At 64.9% G+C, this 19,951-nt stretch carries 15 protein-coding genes; 11 read left to right on the top strand and 4 right to left on the bottom strand.

Annotation, left to right across the window (positions count from 1 at the left end; translation table 11 throughout):
* Positions 1–50: 50 nt before the first annotated feature.
* From WIMU1_RS24395 to WIMU1_RS24435, 9 genes are read left to right on the top strand one after another with little or no spacing between them, the layout of a single operon-like run.
* Complete coding sequence (locus WIMU1_RS24395; protein ID WP_062800986.1) at positions 51–773, top strand: DUF8175 domain-containg protein; 723 nt, start codon at positions 51–53, stop codon at positions 771–773.
* 24 nt (positions 774–797) lie between these two features.
* Positions 798–3,128 carry an ABC transporter permease gene (locus WIMU1_RS24400; protein ID WP_147431457.1) on the top strand — a complete coding sequence of 777 codons (2,331 nt, stop codon included), beginning with the start codon at positions 798–800 and terminating at the stop codon, positions 3,126–3,128.
* 35 nt (positions 3,129–3,163) lie between these two features.
* Positions 3,164–4,813 (top strand): hypothetical protein, encoded by a 1,650-nt coding sequence (locus tag WIMU1_RS24405; protein ID WP_147431456.1) that lies wholly within the window; start codon positions 3,164–3,166, stop codon positions 4,811–4,813.
* Positions 4,814–4,830: 17 nt separating this feature from the next.
* Positions 4,831–6,510 carry a putative type IV secretion/conjugal transfer ATPase gene (locus WIMU1_RS24410; RefSeq protein ID WP_062800991.1) on the top strand — a complete coding sequence of 560 codons (1,680 nt, stop codon included), beginning with the start codon at positions 4,831–4,833 and terminating at the stop codon, positions 6,508–6,510.
* 29 nt (positions 6,511–6,539) lie between these two features.
* Complete coding sequence (locus WIMU1_RS24415) at positions 6,540–6,929, top strand: hypothetical protein (protein ID WP_062800994.1); 390 nt, start codon at positions 6,540–6,542, stop codon at positions 6,927–6,929.
* 38 nt (positions 6,930–6,967) lie between these two features.
* A complete protein-coding gene (locus WIMU1_RS24420) occupies positions 6,968–7,630 on the top strand; it encodes a hypothetical protein (RefSeq protein ID WP_062800996.1) in 663 nt (220 codons plus the stop codon).
* Positions 7,627–7,941 (top strand): hypothetical protein, encoded by a 315-nt coding sequence (locus WIMU1_RS24425; protein WP_062800998.1) that lies wholly within the window; start codon positions 7,627–7,629, stop codon positions 7,939–7,941. The genes WIMU1_RS24420 and WIMU1_RS24425 overlap by 4 nt, the downstream gene beginning before the upstream one ends.
* Positions 7,938–9,758: a type IV secretory system conjugative DNA transfer family protein gene (locus tag WIMU1_RS24430; protein ID WP_062801000.1), complete on the top strand. Its 1,821-nt coding sequence runs from the start codon at positions 7,938–7,940 to the stop codon at positions 9,756–9,758. Before WIMU1_RS24425 ends, WIMU1_RS24430 begins: the two co-directional genes overlap by 4 nt.
* A gap of 38 nt (positions 9,759–9,796) precedes the next feature.
* Positions 9,797–10,336, top strand: coding sequence for a hypothetical protein (locus tag WIMU1_RS24435; protein WP_120803106.1), 540 nt, complete (start codon positions 9,797–9,799; stop codon positions 10,334–10,336).
* Between the two features lie 178 nt (positions 10,337–10,514).
* On the opposite strand, the gene WIMU1_RS24440 is transcribed toward WIMU1_RS24435, so the two are convergent.
* Both WIMU1_RS24440 and mobF read right to left on the bottom strand, forming a co-directional pair.
* A complete protein-coding gene (locus WIMU1_RS24440) occupies positions 10,515–12,101 on the bottom strand; it encodes a hypothetical protein (RefSeq protein ID WP_062801004.1) in 1,587 nt (528 codons plus the stop codon).
* Positions 12,102–12,196: 95 nt separating this feature from the next.
* Positions 12,197–16,675 (bottom strand): MobF family relaxase, encoded by a 4,479-nt coding sequence (gene mobF, locus WIMU1_RS24445; RefSeq protein WP_062801006.1) that lies wholly within the window; start codon positions 16,673–16,675, stop codon positions 12,197–12,199.
* A gap of 430 nt (positions 16,676–17,105) precedes the next feature.
* Here mobF and WIMU1_RS24450 point away from each other — a divergent pair, with 430 nt between their 5' ends.
* Positions 17,106–17,561, top strand: a complete 456-nt coding sequence (locus WIMU1_RS24450; protein ID WP_062801008.1) for a hypothetical protein — start codon at positions 17,106–17,108, stop codon at positions 17,559–17,561.
* Positions 17,562–17,625: 64 nt separating this feature from the next.
* Positions 17,626–18,144 carry an HNH endonuclease family protein gene (locus WIMU1_RS24455; RefSeq protein ID WP_062801010.1) on the top strand — a complete coding sequence of 173 codons (519 nt, stop codon included), beginning with the start codon at positions 17,626–17,628 and terminating at the stop codon, positions 18,142–18,144.
* 91 nt (positions 18,145–18,235) lie between these two features.
* Here the strand turns inward: WIMU1_RS24455 and WIMU1_RS24460 are convergent, their stop codons facing one another.
* Together WIMU1_RS24460 and WIMU1_RS24470 are read right to left on the bottom strand one after the other, a co-directional pair.
* Complete coding sequence (locus WIMU1_RS24460) at positions 18,236–18,796, bottom strand: hypothetical protein (protein WP_062801012.1); 561 nt, start codon at positions 18,794–18,796, stop codon at positions 18,236–18,238.
* Positions 18,797–19,588: 792 nt separating this feature from the next.
* The gene (locus WIMU1_RS24470) at positions 19,589–19,894 is read right to left on the bottom strand and encodes a hypothetical protein (protein ID WP_062801016.1); all 306 of its coding nucleotides are present in this window, start codon (positions 19,892–19,894) and stop codon (positions 19,589–19,591) included.
* Between the last annotated feature and the right edge of the window lie 57 nt (positions 19,895–19,951).

The raw sequence follows: 19,951 nt of genomic DNA on the forward strand, positions 1-19,951 counted from the left end.
GGCTACGAACTACCGAGCGAGTCGCCCAACCCGATCGGGGGTGTGCGGTGATGGCCCGCGACTACAGCCGAGTCGGCACGCCTTCGGCCGCAGGGGGCGGTGCCCCGACACGATCGCGTACGCCGTGGTGGATCGGCGGCGTAACACTGCTGATCATCGTGGTCCTTGTTTTTGTTTTCGCTGCTGCGTGCGGCGGTAGTGACGGCGGCGACTCTGGCGCAGCGAACAAGAACTCGACACAGGGGATCGGCTCCGCCCATGGCCCGCAGTCGATCACTGACGGCATACCGTCGGGATACACACGCGACAAGACAGGCGCGGTAACCGCCGCCGTCAACTTCATTCAGGCCATCACTCAAGCGGGGCAGGGCCGGATCTCCGGCGACAAGTTGCGAGAGCAGGCCGTGGGCCCCGGTGCGAGCAAGGCGTTGCTCGACGTAGTCGAGCAGAACTCCGGCCGCGGGGCGACCGAGAACGTGTACTCGACCATTCCAGTGGTCACCACGGTCCCGACGTTCGACCCGGCCCGCGCAGTTGTCAGTGTGTGGCAGGTCGATACCAGCCAATCGAAGATCGGTGACGCGGGCAAGGTTGGCGTGCAAACGATCTGGTCGACAACGACAGTAACCCTGTCTTGGAGCGGCACCGATTGGAAAGTAGTCGACTGGAAGTTCGAGCCGGGGCCTAACCCGGCCGACACGACGTTCCCGGCCGCCGATTCACCGCTCGCGCAGAAGGCGACCAACGGCTACTACAGCTTCTACGTCGACTAAGTCGCCGGGCTACAGGAGAAACCCATGAGGACCAGCATCTTTCGTCGAATCCGCACAAGCTCTCGCCGTACGCCCCGAACTGGTGGGCACTCGGTGTGGGTGCGGGCGCTGCTGCTGGTGACCGCAGCACTGGTGCTGGTCACCGTGGGGGCCGGGCAGGCCGCCGCCGCACCCGAGAACGGGCCTGTCGCGCCGACGACGGGCGGCAAACAACTCCCCAAAGGGATGCCCGCTGAGCTCAATCAATTCGTCGCCGGCACCGACGAGTTCAAGAACGGCCCCTGGTTCAAAGGGGTCTGCGCGGACAAGGGCGGTGACTTCGCCGGCTACCTGGCCGCGATGTTCCCGAACGAGGAAGCGTTGCGGTACTGGGGCCTTCCCGCTGATCAGAAGGTCAAATTGATTCAGGCCAAGGCGATGGGCTTGGTCGTGTCGAATGTGGAGCTGCCCAGCGGGGAGTCGCTGCCCGCTGAGGCGTTGCGCGACGAGAAGAAGGCCAAAGAAGCGGTCGACGCAGGCTGGGCACCCCCGAGTGACTGGTATCAGGAGACCTTTCCCAACGACCGTTCTGAGTTCTACCCCTCGACCACACCGGTGTGCGCCGACGACCTCAAACGCTGGACCAGCGAAGCGATCACAACGTGGGGCTTCAAGTGGGCCAAACAACCCGACGCGGCATCGATGGACATCATGACCGCCGCCGAGGACGGCCCCCGACGCACCAACGCCGAGGCCGGCGACCCGCAACGCAACCGGATCGAAGATCCCTGCAACACCGGCGAGAAACGCGGATGGGCGTACTGCGAACACGCATTCTTCGTCAACTGTGACCAAGCAGCCCGAGGTCCGGATGTCGCGAGCTGCACGGACTGGAACATCAACGTGGGCAAAATGTTCGACGAGACGGCAGCGTGGATCGACCGCAACACCGAGCTCAGTGACCGGGTCGACGAGGCAATCAAGGAGACCGGGGCCTACAAGCTCGGAGCCGCCGCAGTCGATGCGTTCTCGATGCTCTGGACCGGGGCAGTGGCGATCGCCAAGTTCGTCGAGGATCCCAGCAGTGTGATCGACGATTGGGCCAACACGATGAAAGAAGGCTCGATCGGCCTGCTGCAGAAAGTCTTACCGGGCCTGGCCGAAGTAGGCAATTTCGACTTCAAGGCCCAATGGTTCATCGCCTGGTACGCCAAGGCCGTAGGGCTGGGCATCGCGGTGCTGGCGGTACTGTTCCTCGCCGCGACCGTGCGCGCCGCCCGCAGCGGTGGGGGGCGAGAACTGCTGTTCAACACCCTGGGCTATGCGCCGATGGCAGTGGCGTTCATGCTCTTCGCGCCCGGAGTGGCGTACATGATCGAAGCGTTCTGTGCGGCATTGTCCGATGCCCTCGTCGGCTTTATGGGGACATCGGTCGACGAGCTGGTCAACAATGTCTCGGCCACCCTGGGCGCGGTCAACAAAGACACCCTGGTCGGCGGAACATTGATGGGACTGATCGGCTTTGGCCTGCTGGCGATAGGGGCGTTCGCGCTGTACGTGGGTCTGTTGATGCACCAAATCGGCATCCCGTTGGCCTCCTGCGCGATGGCGATCGGGTTCGCCTTCTTCGTCTATCCGCCGATGCGCAAAAAGGCGTTGCGGATCCCGATGACCCTGCTGTCGCTGATGCTCAGTGTGCCGCTGCTGTTCTTCATGCTCGGGCTGCTCAGCGACCTGCTCAACGACGCAGCTAAGAACTCGATCGCCAGCACCGGGGAACTGCAATCGCTAGGCATGCTCACGCTGATGGCGCTGGCGTTCGTCGTCATCGGTCTCGCGCCGTTCTCGATGCTCAAATGGGCACCAGTCCTGCCTGACACCGAAGACTCCGACCGAATGGGCGACTCCGGAGGCGGATCAGGCCAAATCATCGGCGCCGGCATGGGCGGTGCGATCGGGGCCTCCCGCGGAGCCTCCGGTGGTGGTGGCCACGGCGGCGGAGGCGGCGGTAGTGGAGGACCTGTGGGTGGGCAGAGCGGACAGACCGCCCACAAAGCGACCAGCGCCGCGAACGCCAGCCCCGGCGGAGGTCATACCGGCGGCAAGGGCGGCGGTGGACACAGCGGCGAGCTGGGGTCGGGCATCACCAAGGGCTCCAAAGCTCTGGGCAAAGCCGGAGCGCTCGCCGGCCCCGAAGGGGGAGCCGCAGGCCGACTACTGGCGGCCGCCGGTTCCGGGCTCGGTAGAGGCGTGTCGATGACCGGCCACGCCGCGAGCGCCGGAGTCTCGGGCGGTGCCCGGGCCGCAGCGATCAACGCCGCCAGCCGCACCCACGGCGTCGCCGCTGACTCCGCGCCCACCCCCGACAACACCTGACCAGCCATGCCTGACCAGAAAGGACAACGACCGCGATGACAGTCCCCATGCACGAAGAGGTTCGGACCTCGGTCCTCGGCGGCGAGGTCGCCTCACGTGGCCTTCCGGCCGCCCAGCTGATCTTGTGCACGATCGGGGCACTGAGCGGGCTCATCGTCATGATCATGATGCCTGGCCTGACCGGGTTGGGACTGTGCGCGGTCATCATCGTGGCCACGGCCGGGTCCACATTGAAGTTGATCGGCGACGAATCGCTGGCCGGGATTGCTGCGCACCGGTGCTCGACGTGGTGGCGGCGTCGCGATGGCCGCCACATTTGGCTCACTCCCGGCGACCCCGCTCTGGGTATCGCCCCTGACCCTGATTACGGCGACCCGCAGGTTGATCCGGGGTGGACGTTCCCGCCGGCGCTGGGGGCGTGCGAGCCGATCGACCTGACCGGCACGGGTCTGGATGATTTGTTCATCTTGTGGCACCACAACCCGGGGGAGCGGCCCTACTTCCAGCTGATCATGTCTGTCCAGGGTCAGGCCGAAGGGCTGCGGTCGAACGAGCGGTGGGCCCAAAACCAGGCGGCCTACAGCGAATCTGTCCTCAACGCCGCGGCCCGCGACACCGTGTTCACCCGCAGTTTGCAGCTGGTGCTGCGGGTAGTGCCGGCCGACCTGGACCCGCACGAGCAGTGGGTGCAGAAGAAGATCGAACAGCTCCGTGAAACCTCACCGGAGAGGGTCGAGTTACTGACCCCGGCGATCGTGTCCTACGGGCATCTGATCGACGACGCCCGGCCGTACTCGGAAGAGCCGTATTCGTATCTGTCGATTGCGGTCCCGGAGAACGGGCGGCTGATGCGGGAGGCCGCGCGGATCGCCCGCAGTAAGAACGCGACCCCCGAAGGTGGCGTGGCACAGGTGATCCGCGACGAAGCCGCCCGGATTCAACGGGCGCTGCAGTCGGCCGGGTTCGGCCGGGTCGACGTGCTCGGCGAACAACGAGCGTGTGCGGTGATGCGGGCCATGATGAACCCCTCGTTCGCCCTGGACCGCCACCAGGGCGCGAGCTGGCGGAACTGGATCCCCTCGTTCTTCGGTGGCCACGACTCGGTGCTGGTGCGCGCCTCCACCGACCCCGACCGCCGCGACGAGTACTGGCACACCCGCGTCGGGGTGATACCGCCGAGCAAGATCCCGCCGGTACAGCTGGGACCTGCATGGCTGACCCCGTTGCTCTCGCGCGTCGAGCCCGATCCCGGTGACCCCGGCGATGATCTGCCCCCGTCGCCGACCATGCGCACGATCACCGTCCGCATGGATCTGGTGCCCGCCCGCATCGCACGCCAGGCCACCAAACGACATGCCACCAACGACGCCGCCAAAGCCATTGAGCTGCAACAAAAAGGGCAGATCAGTGACGGCTCGGAAGAAGTGCTGTCCTCGTCGTCGGCGCGGCGCCGCGAAGACCTCAAAGCCGGCACCGGCTACCACGGGGTCATCTGGTCTATGGCGGTCGCGGTCACCGGCCGCGACGCCGATGACCTGGACCGGGCGTGTGACCGGGTGACCGCCGCCGCCGGCGACTCAGCAATCCCGGAAATCCGTTGGTGCACCGACGATCACGACATCGCCCAGTTCTGGACCCTGCCCCTCGGGCGTGGTCTGGCCCGTACCAAGTTCACCCGCAACTAGCCCCCAAGGTCGCACTGATGAGTACACGAACCGGCGCCCACGCCTACCCCGACGAGCCCTACTATTCCGACGAAGACGTCGAGCGTTCGCGCAGCCAGGCCATTCGCGGCTGGATGCGCTGGGTGATGGGTAAAGCCGACGAGCCGGTGTACCTCGATGACGACGGTATGGAGCACTACGACGCCGACCTGGCCGATGTGCAGCTGCTCAGAGAACAAGCCCGCCACGGTAATGGGGGCGGCGACCTCGACGAATGGGGCGCCTACGCCCCGATGATGGAGCGGCGTGATCCGCCGCTGCGTAAACGCTGGCTCGATCGGGCGGGCTGGTACGAACGCCGCCCCGCCGGCGGCTGGACCACCACCCGCCAGGCCGAAGCGCTCAACCTGTTCACCACCCGCCGCGCCATTGCCCACTCCGGCCTGATCACCGGGCAAAACCTGATGGGCCAATCGGTCGTGCGCCTGGACCCGTTCGAGCTGTACAAAGAAGGCGTCATCGACGGGGTGAACACCTGCAACATCGGCGATGTGGGGACCGGCAAGTCCTCGGACATGAAAACCAGTGTGTTCCGGCAACTTATCCTCAACCGGCAAGTAGTCGTCTTCGACAAGAAACGCCAAGGCGGACGGGGCGAGTACGGGTCGATCGCCGATGCCTTGGGCGCACCGTCGATCGAGTTCCTGCTCGACGGGGCCGGGGTGAGCCTGAACCTGCTCGACCCGGCCATCTCCACCGACGGCCGCCATAAGGGCGGTGTGGCCGGCGTCGTCCCGGCCGGCCAGCAAGCCCTGCTGCTCGCGGTCCTCAAAGACGCGATGGAACAACCCATCACCCCGAAAATGCGGGCGGCGGTGCGCCGCGCCCTAGCAATCGTGAACGAACGCGCCAAAGCCGCCAACCGAGAGCCGCTGCTGGTCGAGGTCGCCGGCCAACTCCTCGACCCCGACCCCGGCATGTCCACTGCGGCCTACGACGCGGTCCGCAACGGCGCCGAACTATCCGAAGAGATCCTGTCCAACCTCGGTGACGGCGGCTACTTCGGCTCCCGCTGGGCCTCCCGCTCGCTCGAATGGGGCGTGGACGCCGGGCTGACCCTGCTCGAGCTCATCGACGGCGAGCTCCGCGGACTCGTCGACCGGCCCACCAGCCAAGCAGTCCACGACGCCCTCGAGCACCCGTTCGTGCACTTCGACATCTCCGGCCTGCCTGAGCAGGGCAAAGCCGTCCAGGTCGTGATGACCACCGCCCAAACGTGGCTGTCGAACCGGCTCGCTGCCCGCTCACAAAACCGCACCCAAACCGTCGAGGTGTTCGAGGAAGGCTGGTCCCTCGGAGACGGCTCCACCGGCGACACCGCCCGCGCCAACATGAAACTCTCGCGCGGCCTGGGTCTGTCGACGTCGAGTGCGTTTCACCACCTGTCCGATCACCCCGCCGACTCCCCGTCACGGGCCCTGATGCAAGAAGCCGACATCGTCAAGCTCTACAAACAGGGCCGCGCCGATGACGCCGAAGCAGTGTGCGACATGTACCACCTGCCCCCGGAAACCCGCGACGTCCTCATGCAACTGGGCCGCGGCCAGTGCCTGGTCGTGATGAAAAACCGCGACCCCATCCTCATGCAACACATGCGGTCCTCCGACGAAATCGCCCTCACCAACACCAACGACGTCCTCGAAGGCACCACACCCTAAACCCCTGCACCGCAGCGAAAGGACGATCCATGGCCACGATGCTCACAGCTGTACCGACCATGATGGACGGCGTTGATCGGTTCACCGCCCGCTCCTCGATGAAGCCACCCCGGCGCTACACCGCGATCGTCCACGGGTTCCTCGCCCCAGCGACCGCAGCCGATATCGGGTCGATCGAACGCGAGTGCACAGCCTTGATCGGTGACTACCTGCACGCGGTGCCGACCGTGGAGGTCATTCCCACCCGCCGCGCCGGGGAGGTCTTCGTGGCGATTGAAGTCATCACTTCTGAATCTGAGCACCGTGTGCGGCGGGCCCTGGATGCCGCCTGTGATCACGTCGTCGCCCACAGCTCCCGACTCGGGCTGACGCACGCCGCACGCACCGACCCACTAACCGACGCCGCCGGACGCGACTAATCCGCCCCGATCACCCACCACGACAAGGAGACCGACCGATGAGCACCAAAGCTGACTGGACCACCGCTGAATCGGCTGTGCGCGAGAACGCCGACGAGCTACGCGCCCTCGACACCCACACCGCCCTGTACGGGTGGGCCAAAACCCACAAGCTCGACACCCGCGCCCTGTGGCCGAAAGTGAAAACCGAGATGCGTAAACAACTCGGCATCGACTACAACGAGATCCGCGACCGGGTAGTAGCCGAACGCGCCGCCCAGGTCGTCGAGTCCGCGCAGGACGCGCCGCTGATCGAGTTGTGGTCAGCCGGCGACGCCGAAGTCAACACCTACGCAGTGTGCAACGCCGACGGCACCGAAGCCTGGTACGGCGAGTTCCATTCCAACGACAACATTTACGACCGGGGCGACGATCTGTCCGCGGAACTGTCGGCGGCAGAAAAGGCGGTGTTCCTGGCCGGCAAAGCCCGTGAACACCAAGGTTTGGAGGTCGTGCGGCTGCAGCTGCACACCTGCCACCCTGACATCGATGCTGATTCGGTGGCCGCGTCCGCCGCCCGCCACCAAGTCGCGGTCACCGTCGACGTCGCCGAGCAAAACCCGGCCGTGCCGCAGTGCCGGGTGCCCGGCTATCAGAGCTGGCACGAAGTGCGCCTGGACACCCTGTTCGTCGTCGACGACAGCGAAGCGGCCGCGTCATGACCGACACCGTCGATCCTCGCCGGATCGCGCTGCGTGCGGAAATCTCCCAACTGTTTCGGAGGGCCGACGCCCCCGGCATCGACGCGACCGAAGCGCGAACCCGGATCGCGGCCGCAGCTGCACTGACCGCCGTCCTAGCCGGCAGCGAGCCCGACCACTTCACCACGACAATCCTCGCGGCCGCCGACACCGACTCTGACCGCACCGTGGCCGCTCACCTGCGTGAGGTAGCCGCGAACCTGCCCACTGCACGCCCGGTACCTATACCCGCCGGCCAGCTGACCACAACCCAGACAGGGGCCCGATCGTGAGCGCCATCGGAGGACGACCCGCACCCGCACCGCCCCGCACACCGCTGATCGCGTGGTGGGTGCTCCCGCTGTGTTTGCTGGTGTTCGTGGCCACGGCGACCGTTCCGTTCGGCGGGGCCATGTCGGGCCTGCTATCCGGTCACGGCTTCGCCTGGCCAGCAGGACCATTCGGCGTGGGCGGATACAAAGCCATACTCACCTCACCCGGCGACCCGGCCGCGCGGTGGCCCTCACAGCCCGTGCCCGGCGGACCGGTCCTGACCTGGATCTGCATGGCCATCGGCCTCATCATTTCCGGCGCCTGCGCGGGAATCGCCGAATCGATCGCCCAGAACCGGGCCCACCGCAATAAGGCAAAGACATCGGGCTTGGGCGATGACCGGGAGCTGCTGCGGTTGCAAATGAATGAGAAGGGCGCGACCGAGCGTGCACGGAACGACTTCCGGTCGCTGCAAGACCGGCCTCTGCGATCCATTGACAGCCAAGCTGCTGCGATCAGGCTCGGATCGAACGTACTGACCGGCACCCCGATCTATCTGCAACACCGCGACTGCGTCCTGTGCGAGGCACCCACCGGTGCCGGCAAAACCTCCCGTGTGGCAATTCAACGGTGTTGGGACGCCCCAGGATTCCTGCTCGCCACCACCACCAAACGTGACCTGATCGCCTCAACCTGGCGGTACCGGTCGGCGCTGGGTCAGGCAGAGATCTTCGACCCCGAAGGGCTCATCGGCCATCCCGACCCGCTGCGCTGGTCGTTGCTGGCCGGCTGCGACGACGAGGAGACAGCTGCCCGACGCGCCGAGGCCTGGGTAAAAGCCGTGCCAATGGGCGACACCAAGGACTCCTCCTTCTGGGAAGGCAAAGCGAAAACCCTGATGCGTTGCTACCTGCACGCTGCCGCACACCGCGGAAAGGGCTTGGCCGCAGTGTGTTCGTGGGTCACCAACCGGCGAGCAAGCGAGCCCCTGGAAATCCTGGACTCGGTCAATCCAGCATGGGCGGCCGAGATCAGGCAAATCGTCGACGCACAATCAGATTCCAGCGACGACATGTTCCACGCGGTGGCCACCCTGGTCGAACCCCTGTCGAATCCGCGACTGCTGGCGGCCGTCGACACCCCCGCTGACGAATCCGTGGACCTCGAACAGCTGGTACTGGGTGGGCCCAACACGCTCTACCTGGTGTCCAAGGGGACCAGCGGTTCGGTCGCCCCGATCGTGGCCGTCTTCGCCGCCGAGGTCTATCACATCCTCGACCGGGCATCGCTGCGCACACGCAGCGAGCGACTCGACCCACCAGCTCGCCTCGTACTCGACGAAGTCAACACCGTCGCACCGATCCCAGGTCTGCCGAACATGATGAACGACACCGGCGGTCGCGGTATCAGCATCTGGGCGTTCGCCCACAACAAGGCCCAGAACATCCAACGGTGGGGCAACGCAGAGGGTGAACTGTTCACCGATTCAGCACCCGTTCGGCTGATCCTGCCGGGCCTATCCGGCGACCGTGAACTGGCTGAGCTCTCCCGTCTGTGCGGAACCATCGACGAGTACGAACCCATCACCGACCCCACCCACACACCCCGCCTACGAACCCGAAACGTCATGGAACCGAGCGACATCCGCCAGATGCCCACCGATCATGCGTTGCTCGTCGCTCGCGGCGCTGCACCGTTCGTCGTGCATCTGCCGACCGTGTGGGAGAACAAGCCGTGGCGCAAAGAAGTCGATGCCTCTAAAACGCTGTTCGACAAAGTCGCACCCCTGCTCAGCAGTGACGGAGACGGCGACACCGACGTGCGAGTGTGGGCGTGACCGTCCAGGTCCGTTGGGGGCCGCTAACCTGGCGACACTTGGACACCGACCAGGCCGGTGACCTGTGGGACGAGCTGGTCGACTGGGTGGAATGGCTCCGCCGCCGTTACGGACTGAGCCATTCCAAACTCCCCGGGTGCTGGCCCAACCACCCTGTGGCAGTGGAAGAACTCACGGCCCTGATGGGCTCCTACACCGCCGCCTACCAAGCACTATCGACCAAAGATGGTGTCGTGGTTCGCTACCACGACACGATGATCGTCTGGCATCGACTTGAGCTGTGGTCCTGCCTGTCGCGTCTCAAAGAGCACGCCTCATTCGGCGACTGCAACTCCAAAGACTGCAACTGGTACGAACGCGAGCTCAAACCCCTGCACCCCTCAACACGCACAACAATCAACGCCGACATCCAAGCCCGCAAAGCGGTACCCGCACAGCACCACACGATGACCGAGCGAGCTATGGCAGAACTCGTCGCCTCAGGAGACGCGATCTCAGCCGACGACGGATCAATTCACTGTCGAGACAGTCGCTGGGTCTACAACAACGCCACCGGCGAGTTCGACTGCGCCTCATAGGCGCACCCACATACCCGGTGGCCGGCACGAAAATGTTGGCCACCGCAACAGGTGAAGGTCCGGCCGCTGAGCCGCAACGCTGTTATTCCCGGCCAGGAACAGCACTGCGATCAGCGCCGGGCCTTCATCCGAGTTGTTTGTGCACGTCTGGCGGCGATCCCGCCAACAACGAAGTGGCCTAGAATGTTTCGATTGACTGACGAAATGAATCAAGATCCAGGATGGCTCTTCGGATTGCCCGTAAATCCTGAGTTGGCACGTCGACACCGCTTACATATGTATCGTCCTCCAGTTGGAACAAACCCTGGGGGGCATACTTGGTTCGGACGAGGTCAACATACGCCCCGTAGTCGATCGTCCACACGTCGAAGCGTTCTCCGGGTCGATCCTGTGCCGAGTATCCGCGTCTGACAACGTGAAGCACCCGCGCGTCGAACAGAGTCACGAGCAATGGGTCGCGCATATCGTCTTCACGGACCAGGAACGCTCTCGCGCGTTTTTCTCGGATGACCTTATCAATCAGCCAGGTCAGAAGCGCTCGGGCCTGCTCTCGGCTCTCCAGGGCCTCCACCTTGTCGCTTTGATACCAGTACTTTGCTGCTTCTCTGACGATATCCACCGAAATTGGCTGGCTACCAGCGCGCGTCGCGGCCCGCGACACAATGTGCAGAAAGTCGCGAGGTACGCCTTCAGCCGCCCGTACCAGTTCGTCGAACGCCCGAGTATCGGTAAAACCGAGCCGGATGACGTCGGATGTGTTCCTGACAGTCAGATCGCCGAATGCCTCCGGCGCGTCGCTGGCGGACAGGTGTTTGAAGATGAGACCGCGGAAGAACTCCCTAGCGACGTCTTCATTGCCCTCGTAGACCATGTAGTCATCGAGCGACACGGTCGCACCGAGGTCTGCCCCTAGCTCAAGACCAATGCGTTCCTGGGCGACAACGGCCATGAAGTTCGATTGTTGCTCGATCGCAGCAATCTTGACGGTAAACTTCTGCAGTGGCATCACGCACCTAAGTAAGAACTCACCTAGATAGGGCTGCAAATCCCGAGGGACGCTGCTCCATTCATCGAGGAAGATCCAAATTCGCCTTGTGGTTAGCACTTTTGCGACATCGCGCAATGCCCGCGCGATGTCACTGAAGTTCAGTGCGACCTGTTCTGTCCCCCGTCGGGTTTCGGACCTCGAACTCACCTTCTGGTCTTCGGCACCGGCCTCAGCCGACAAGTCGACGGTGGGTGAAGAGCTCACCTTTGCGTTGAATTTGAGACCGGAATGTTCTTTCTGTGTGGACTGCCGTTGCTGCGACGTCTCTACCTCACCCGTCACACGAACATCCGTAAGCACCGTCAGCAGGTGGTCGACTTTCGCGACGAAGTCCCCGTCATTGACCAGTGTTTCGTCTTCCAGCACGGCGTCTAGGATTGCTTCGCGCAGCTGGCCTAGGAGGTCGATCAGCAATCGACCCGCACGTTCTTGTGGACTTGCTGCGCTTGGGTCAAGAAGACCGTCTGGCGAGCCCACGGTTCGCAGGTCCAAGACGATTGCAATGTCGCCAAGTGCCCGACGTTCCGAGGCCAGGTATGCGAATGCGTGAGTCTTGCCGGTGCCGCGTCGCCCGTTGAGAACCTGATGGTCGACGACATCGAGTATATCGGCAACTCCGGAGTCGACGAAGGTCTCGTGGAGGTGGGGGTTTTCGCTCTTCTCGGCGCGCTTGGGTATCCGCGCGAGCGCACGGTTTATCGGCGAGAGTCCTGCCATACGGCCGAGCGTAGCTCACCGTGTCGCCCTTGATGCCGCCGCCGGCGCAGACCCAGCCCAGCCTTTAACCGTTCCTTCTCGGGAACCCGGCCGAACTACAGCCGCCGGTTGTGTTCGTGCTCGCGGGTGACGTGCTCGGCGGTGTCGCGGGTGTGGCCGCGGTAGATCTGGGGGTCGTGCTCGAGTTCGTTGGCCGCGCCCGCGTGTGCGATGGCGGCGTGGTGTTCGCGCCGCTGCTCCTCGAGTTCTCGTTGTAGGTTCCGGTGGGCCTGCTGGTGGAGGTAGTTGGTGTCAACGGGTTTGGGTCCGATGGGGTCGACGTCGGAGGTGATGTCGTGGTCGGTGCGCCACGCCTGGATCTGGCCGGCGAGGTGTTCCCATCGGTGCTGTGCGGTCTGGTCGGTGGGGTAGTCGCCGAGCGCTTCGGTCCATAGGGGTCGGTCGACGGCCAGTTGTGACCCGGCGGCGGCAATGGTTTCGGCTAGGTGGCGGTGGTGTGCGACGGCGTGTTCGTTGCCCTCGGCCAGCGGAGGGGCTGGCAGCCAGGACGGTGCGCGCGGATCGGCTGCTAGCGCGGCAACAGGGTGGTCTTCACGCCATGCGGCGAGCAATTTTTCGGGGTCTACGTCGCCGGCTGCGGTCCGCGCACGTGTGCTGCGGACTTGCAGTTGGCCCGCCAGCTGCATCGCGGTCTCACCAGAGAGTCGTTCTCGCGCAGCGATGTCGTCGATGAGTGTGCCGATCGTCGGGTGTCCACTGCGGATGGCGATGCCGGCACTTTCGAGGCGTTCCACTTCGACCTGGTGGGCGTCGATCCAGCGGTTGCGGGCGATGTTGAGTGCGTTGGGTAGGTGGGTGTCGAGGTGTTCGGCGATGGCGGCCGCTGAGATCTCTTGGTCGGCGAGCTGGAGGTCACGTACCGCCGCTGCGGTGACCCGGTCGGGGGAGTATCCGGCGCGGTCTGCTGCGCTTAAGCGTGCGATGAGGCGGCGGGTGGCTGGGTCGTTGCGTACGTGGTTGCGGCCCTCGGCTGGGAGCACGGAGAGTGCTGTATCGAGTCGTGCAGAGTCGATCTGGGCGACCGCTGCCCGGTAGTCGGTGAGCGCGGATGCCAGGGGATCGGTCTGCCGTTTAAGGGCTTCTTGGTGGGTGCTCGCGGCGATCTGGCACCAGTCGGCCAGCTCGGCGTCGGTGCCGGGATAGCGCGGAGGCAGGGGAGCCAACCGGTTCGGGTCATCGTTGACCGGACGCGGTGTGCGGGTTTGCTGTTCGGCGATGCGGTGGGCGATCAGTGCGGCCGGATCGTGCGCGTCGGCCAAGGACGTGTGGTCACCCAGCGCGGCGGCGAGGAGGTGCACCGGGTGTCCGCCGGCGTCGTGTTCGGCGACCAACAGCTCACGCAAACGGTGATAGCTGTCGGGGTGTGCCTCACGCATGGTGAGGTGAATCGTCTCGGGCAGCGCTTGATCCAGCACCCGGTTCAGGTACTCATCGCGCAGGATTCGTTGGCCTGCGTGGTAGTGCACCGAGAGGCGTTCGGGGTCGTGTGCGGCGGCCAGGGCAGCCCGGAGTTCTTCGGTGGCGGTGCGGTGTCCGTTGTCGCGGGCGACCGAGACCCGCAACAGCTCCACAGCGGTCGGGGCGCGTTGCACGCCGTCGACGTGGACCTTTTCCACGTCGATGGGCAGCTCTTGATCCAGCGGCACGTAGGCATGGTTTTGGGAGCGGCCACGGGTCATTCCGACGTAGAGCCCGGCGCGGTCGGCGGTGACCGAATGCAGCATACGGGTGACGTCGACGGTCAAGCCTTGGGCGCGGTGGATCGTCATCGCATAGCCCAATTCCGTGTGTTCACGCACGTATTGGGCGCTCAAACGCACGGTGCCTTTATGGTCACGGTGGCGCACCGTCAGCGACTTGTCGCGGTGTACTTTCACGACTGTCCACACGTCACCGTTGCGGACGTAGGAGCCTGGTCGGGTGCCGCCTTTGGTGCGGCCGCCGGGCCCGCGGTCGTTGGATCGGGTGACTACTTGGTCCCCGACGCCGGCCATGTGCTGATCGGACAGACCGACGACGCGGTCTGTGCGTGCAGCGTTTTCGCTGCGCCGGATGCTCTGGATGGCTGAGTTCAGTTCGCGCACATCGTTGGTCGTCGAGGCGAGGACGATGCTGTTGCGGCCAGCTTCCAGGTCGGCGATGTGGTCGGCGACCAGGTGGGTTTTCAGTTCGGCCAGGGTGCCGTCGTGGACCCACCCGCGCCGCGCATACAGGTCGATGGCCGCGAGGTCGCCGAACCGTAGGGCGATGGAGTTCTTCGCTTGCACGTGGTCGTCGCCGAACCGCACGACTTCGTCGAGTTCTGGTGCGTGGGTGTGATCAGCGAGGGAGCGAAGCAGGCCACCGGACTCGACCGCGTCGAGCTGGGCTGGGTCGCCCAGGGCGCGGATGATTGCGCCGCGTTCGTGGGCGATGGCCACCAGGGCGTCCCAGTCGGCGGTGCACATCATCGAGGCTTCGTCGACCAAGAGCACGGTGCCGGGGCGGATGGGAGAGTCGAGGATGGTGCCGGCGGGGATCCCTTTGTCAGCCATCTTCCCGCGATAGGGGTAGGTCAGGTACGCAACCGTGAGCCCTTGAACGCCGACTTCTTCGCCCAGGTTCTCGGCGGCGACAGCTGAGGGTGCGAGGGCGATGACGTTGTGTCCGGCCGCTTCCCACGACTTGGTCGCAGCCGACATGGCGGTGGTTTTGCCGGCACCAGCGGGGCCCACGCCGACGGCGAGGAGGGCACCGGAGCCGGTGAAATGGTCGACCAGGGCGCGTTGGCCGGGGTTGAGTTCGCGGCCGTTCTCGGCCTGCAGTTGCTGGCAGATGTGCTCGACGTGGGCGCGGGTCAGGACGTGGCCGGTGGGGGTGTTCGCTGCAGCGTGCACGCGGTCTTCGGCGGCCAGAACTGCGGTGGTGGTCAGCAGAGTCTCGTCGTGGCGCACCAGCTGCGATTCGCCGTTGGCGCGTTGCAATGCCGCTGGGGTGGGGGCGAACTCGGGGGTGGCCAGCGCGATTACACCGGCTCGGGCGTGGTCGATGACAGCGTCGATCGCGGCGCGGCGTTGCGGTGGATCATCGAACGCGACGGTCGCCAGATGTGCTTCGGCCGCGCCACGTAGGGAGTGCATCGTCCACGATGAGCGACGCTCAGACAGGTGCTCAAGGACCTGGTGGGCTTCGGTGTCGACGCCGAGAAAGTCGCGGTCTACGGCGTTCTCACGCTGTAAGATTCGGTCCATCATCCGACCCAGTGCGCGTTCGGATCCCAGGACGGTCAGGGCGCGATCGCGCCACCCCTCACGCAGCTCGGCGAGTGACTTGCCGACCTGTTTTCCTTCGCGGGTGTCGAGGTTGGCTTGCTGCATGAGCCGGTACATGGTGCGTTTGGGTGGCATGTATCCGTGCTCGTCGCGGTAGGCGCGCAGCAGCTCGTCGTAGCGGGCCTCGATGGCGGTGCGGCGGCCGGAGAACTCTTCACGCAGCTCGGGTAGCACCCCAGCGATCTCGATGACCGCCTGGCGGCCGTCGCCCATCTGGCGGACCTCACGGCCCACACCGAGCTCGCGGCAGACCAGGTCCATCACTGCGCCGTTGTAGCGCTGCGAGTGCGCCACGGCGGCCTTGTGCAGGGCTTTGGAGTCGATGGATCGCCACACACCGTCGGTGCCCTGGACCTTCTGGGACACCGCGGCGTGGGTGTGAAAGTTCGGATCCCCGGCCCGGGAATCGTAGTGATCGAACTGGGCCACGATCAGCCCTTTGGTGTCCACTTGCAGCTCACCGCTGGCACCGGAGCGAGTAAAAATCGCTTCCTGCTGCAGATGGGTCAAGGCGTCGTTGACCGCCTCGTGGTGGCAGCGTTCGATGGTGCGGCGAGTGTGCTCATCACCCAGTGCCCACAGCGTGGACACCGATTTGGGGGGAGTGAACACCAGGTCGAACCCGGCAACGGGTTGGCGCACCTTGCCTTTCTCGAAGGCAATCCACGACGACAGTTCCCGCTCGGTCAGCGGGGCCCGGCCCTTGTCGGCGGTGAACAGTCGGCGGCCGTGCTCGCGTTCGATGTCACGGACCTCAGCCACTTTCGGGCGACGGTGGTGGGTGGCCACGAACGATTCGATGCTCGCTTCGGTGGCTTTCACCAACTCGATGTCGTTGTTGTAGTGCGGGAACTTGCGGCCCAACCGGGCGGTCTTAATCGCCGCCGCCGGCTTCATACCCTCGCCGACCATCGTGTCGATCAGAGCATCGGCGTTGGGGTGCAACGCTTCTCCGAACAGCGCCTTCATCTGCTCTTCGCGGACCGTGCCATTGACGGCCAGAGCGTCATGTCCGACCCCCCCGGCCAGGCGGTGGTCCTCGAGCGCGAGAAGCCCATCGCCCCACCACAACCCCGGGGGAGTGCCATGGGCGGTGTAGTAATCGGCCATCTCCTGGCCCCGCTCGCGCTCGCGATCCTGACTGGCTACCTGGTCCGTCAGATAGCTGTAGCCGTCACCGGCATGCAGCACGTGCAGGGTCATCACCACCGCACCATAACCCGGCCACGGCCGTGGTGGAAGAAACGCGCCGCCCCCAAAGTCAGAAGATCTGCCAGAGGTGTGTCAGAACTAATCACTCACAGTAAAGCTGTGGGATCAAACAAGCAGGTCATGACCGAAGGGCATGGCACAAGGCGATGGTTCGAAGAACCGAGATCAAAAATCGGGCACAGAGCAGACAGCGGAGACAGACAGGGCGAAAAGACGGTGCAAGGCCCCCCGGGGCCGGCAACACCGGGATTCGACCACCAGGCGACAACGGTCTGCCAGAACCCCCCAACGGCCGCGTCAGCGGGTAATGTTGGGGCTGCATTCAACTGGCGTCGAGTGCTGCAAGAAGTTCCGTATGCACGTACGGGGCTTACACAGGTTCAGATGAGGGAGGGCCCTCGTGGCTACCACCGAAAAAAGAATGTCCGCACGCGATCTCGCACGGAAGAAGGTCGCCGCGCAACGCGAAGCGCAGCGACTGCGCGACCAAGCCAACGAAACCGATCTGGCCACTGTCCTCAAAGCGGCCGAAGCGGTACCGGCTGCAGAAACGGTCCGCGACAAAGCAATCGCCGCGGCCAAGACCAAATGTCAGAGCAAAGTCGACGAGGCACACACCCGCATGGGTGCCGCGCTCGCAGCGATGCGCGATCGCGGTGAAACGATCGCCGCGCTCGCCGAGCTCTCCGACCTGCCCGACACCGAAGTGCGCCGGCTGATCAGGCTCCACGAATCCAAGGCCACCACAGACAGCCAGGCCGCGGCGCCAGGCACCGAGCACAGTGACACCGACAATGCACCACACCAGCCGGCACCGGCGGCCGGGGGAGACGGTCAAAGTCAGCCGGTCCAGTCGCCGGCAGAACTCGCGTCGTAGCCCTGGGGTAGACCACACCCATGGACATCACCACCGCGTTTGCCGTTTCGGTCAAGGCCGGGTCGTGACCAGCCACCGGCTGGTTGTCGACCCGGTCGGTGACGCCGGCGAGATCCGGCGGTTCACCCGGTACGTCATCGTCGGCCCCAGCGCGCACGACTGTGCGGTGTTCGTCGGCGCGATCGGCGACGACGGCTACGGCCGGTTCTGGCTCGGCCGACCCGGCGGTCCGAAAGTGGTCCGCGCTCAACGGTTCGCCGTCGCCGCCGTCCACGGCGTGATGCCGGCCGGCATGGTCGCCATGCACGAATGCGACAACCCACTCTGTGTGCGCGTGGGCTCCCGTCACGTCGTGATCGGTACCCAGTCCGACAATCTCACCGACATGGGCCGCAAACACCGCGGCGGCGGCAGCGGATGGGGCCGCGGCGCCAGCGGTCTAGATCGCCAAGCCCGACGAGCCCGCGCCCACGCCGTGCGCGCCGCACTCATCAACGGATGGGACCGCACGGCGGTCTCAGAAGCGTTAGGTGCTGGGATGCCCGGCCAGGAACCTCTGTTCGCTCTTCACGGCGGCATTTAGTCCGGGCCATCCACCCCGTCTTTGCCTCCGTAGGGGTCTCCTCGATGGGGCAACACCGACCAGTTCGGTTCCAAGTTTCTGCCCTTATGACCTACGGCGCGGACCACTCGGCTTCGTCGAGGTACATGCCTCGAGCGACGACCTTGTGCAACGGCTGGTCCGTCTCGAACGCGATGTATCCACTGACTTTTTCGCCGGGCTTCACCTGCCCTCGGAGTGCGTTGTCATTGGCGACACCCCAGTTAATTTCCACCTTGGTGCCGTCAGCGAGCAGAGCGTACGCGTGCGCGTAGGCCAGCTGGCTGGCGTCGTAGTTCCCGTTCTCGCCGACCACAGTGACGAACACCTTTGAATACGGCTTGTCGTCTGCGCCGTCTTCGCGGATCTCGGGCGCGTTGACGGTGATGGTGGCAGCGTCTCCGGTCTTGTCGCCCATGATGTCGTAGTCCTCAACGAGAACCGCCTCACCCCACGCCACTTGTGACACTTCGTGTTCGCCCGAGCCAGAGTTCTCGTTATCCGGGTGCGCAAAGTTGTTGATGCCCACCGGCGCCGTGGGATGGCCCGTCTCCTCGTTGTCACTGCACCCGCCGGCCACGAGGGTCACCGCGACGGCGGTAAGCAGAGCAGCGGCGGCCTTCTTAGCGTTCATGGAGTTTCCCTGGCGGTCGGAGACGGTTATGCCAGGCAGGCGCTGGCTAGCTCAGGATGTTACGCACGTGGGCGGTTCACGAAATGGGGGCTGGGCATTGCCCGGTTTGAGCACCGATCGAGTTGATTTCTGCGTTCGACCGCGGATCCCCGGCGTAGTCAATCTGGTTCGTACAGCGGTCAGCAATGACCGCGTTGGGGTCCGGGACTTGCGCCCCGTTGGGGTAGCGACAGACGGTCCCGTCACAGACAGGGGTGTTGGCTTCACGTTCGCGACTCAATGAGTTGTCATGTTGGGCTTGGCAGTAGTCCGAGTAACCGGTGACTGTTCCATCGGACCAATAGGTTTCGATCGGACCCAACCCAACTTGGCAGCCCACGATGTAGGGCTCTGGTTCCACGACGGTCTCCTCGACAACGATCTCTGCCGGCGGCGCCGGTGCCGGCGCGGGGGTCGACGACGAGGGCGGAGGTGCAGTGACAGTGACGGTGCTGACGGCGACCGATGATGCAGTCGACGACGACTCCGCCGCACCGGTCTTGTCGGGATTGTCAGTGGCACAGGCCGTCAGCAAAACACCCAACGCACACACACCCAGCAACGACCGTTTCGTGAACATGCCCGTACGTCGCGACGCACGGACATACCGTTACTGCCGCCGGGCAAGTAAACAACAAGCACCCACGCTGCCTAACGCGCTTCTGGTGAGTGGCCGTGACGGACCGTGACGTATTCGCTGCCTGAAACGGGCCGCCCCCTGAGCCATCATCTTCCTGTGAGTGCACCGAACGGCTACCGCGTAGGGATCGGTGCGAGCATCGACAGCACCGGCAGGCGCCACACCACCAGCGCGAGGTGTGAGCGCCACAGGCGGTGTTTGAGGGCGTAGAGCCAGTGGCCGGCGAGCCACAGGGCCAGTCCGATGCCGGCCTCGATGGGGTAGCGGGTGTTGGCGAGGTCGCCGCCGTGGATGAACATTCCGCCGATGCCGTCGATGAACAGGATGATGCCGACCAGGCGAGCCAGGCCAGAGCCGATGCCCCACAGCAGGATGGCGACGAGCAGCACACCGGTTGCGATGAACACGAGCGACGCCATAGCGGTCACCTTCTGTGAGTTGGGGCCTGTGCCGGTGAGTGTGTCGTAGGGGTCTGA

The sequence above is a fragment of the Williamsia muralis NBRC 105860 genome (assembly GCF_001598915.1).
Classification (GTDB): Bacteria; Actinomycetota; Actinomycetes; order Mycobacteriales; family Mycobacteriaceae; genus Williamsia; species Williamsia muralis.

Coding starts and splice junctions, on each gene's coding strand:
- WIMU1_RS24415 (WP_062800994.1), top strand. CDS start 6,540: ATGGCCACGATGCTCACAGCTGTACCGACCATGATGGACGGCGTTGAT.
- WIMU1_RS24460 (WP_062801012.1), bottom strand. CDS start 18,796: ATGAACGCTAAGAAGGCCGCCGCTGCTCTGCTTACCGCCGTCGCGGTG.
- WIMU1_RS24405 (WP_147431456.1), top strand. CDS start 3,164: ATGACAGTCCCCATGCACGAAGAGGTTCGGACCTCGGTCCTCGGCGGC.
- WIMU1_RS24425 (WP_062800998.1), top strand. CDS start 7,627: ATGACCGACACCGTCGATCCTCGCCGGATCGCGCTGCGTGCGGAAATC.
- WIMU1_RS24450 (WP_062801008.1), top strand. CDS start 17,106: ATGTCCGCACGCGATCTCGCACGGAAGAAGGTCGCCGCGCAACGCGAA.
- mobF (WP_062801006.1), bottom strand. CDS start 16,675: ATGACCCTGCACGTGCTGCATGCCGGTGACGGCTACAGCTATCTGACG.
- WIMU1_RS24395 (WP_062800986.1), top strand. CDS start 51: ATGGCCCGCGACTACAGCCGAGTCGGCACGCCTTCGGCCGCAGGGGGC.
- WIMU1_RS24400 (WP_147431457.1), top strand. CDS start 798: ATGAGGACCAGCATCTTTCGTCGAATCCGCACAAGCTCTCGCCGTACG.
- WIMU1_RS24470 (WP_062801016.1), bottom strand. CDS start 19,894: ATGGCGTCGCTCGTGTTCATCGCAACCGGTGTGCTGCTCGTCGCCATC.
- WIMU1_RS24410 (WP_062800991.1), top strand. CDS start 4,831: ATGAGTACACGAACCGGCGCCCACGCCTACCCCGACGAGCCCTACTAT.
- WIMU1_RS24420 (WP_062800996.1), top strand. CDS start 6,968: ATGAGCACCAAAGCTGACTGGACCACCGCTGAATCGGCTGTGCGCGAG.
- WIMU1_RS24440 (WP_062801004.1), bottom strand. CDS start 12,101: ATGGCAGGACTCTCGCCGATAAACCGTGCGCTCGCGCGGATACCCAAG.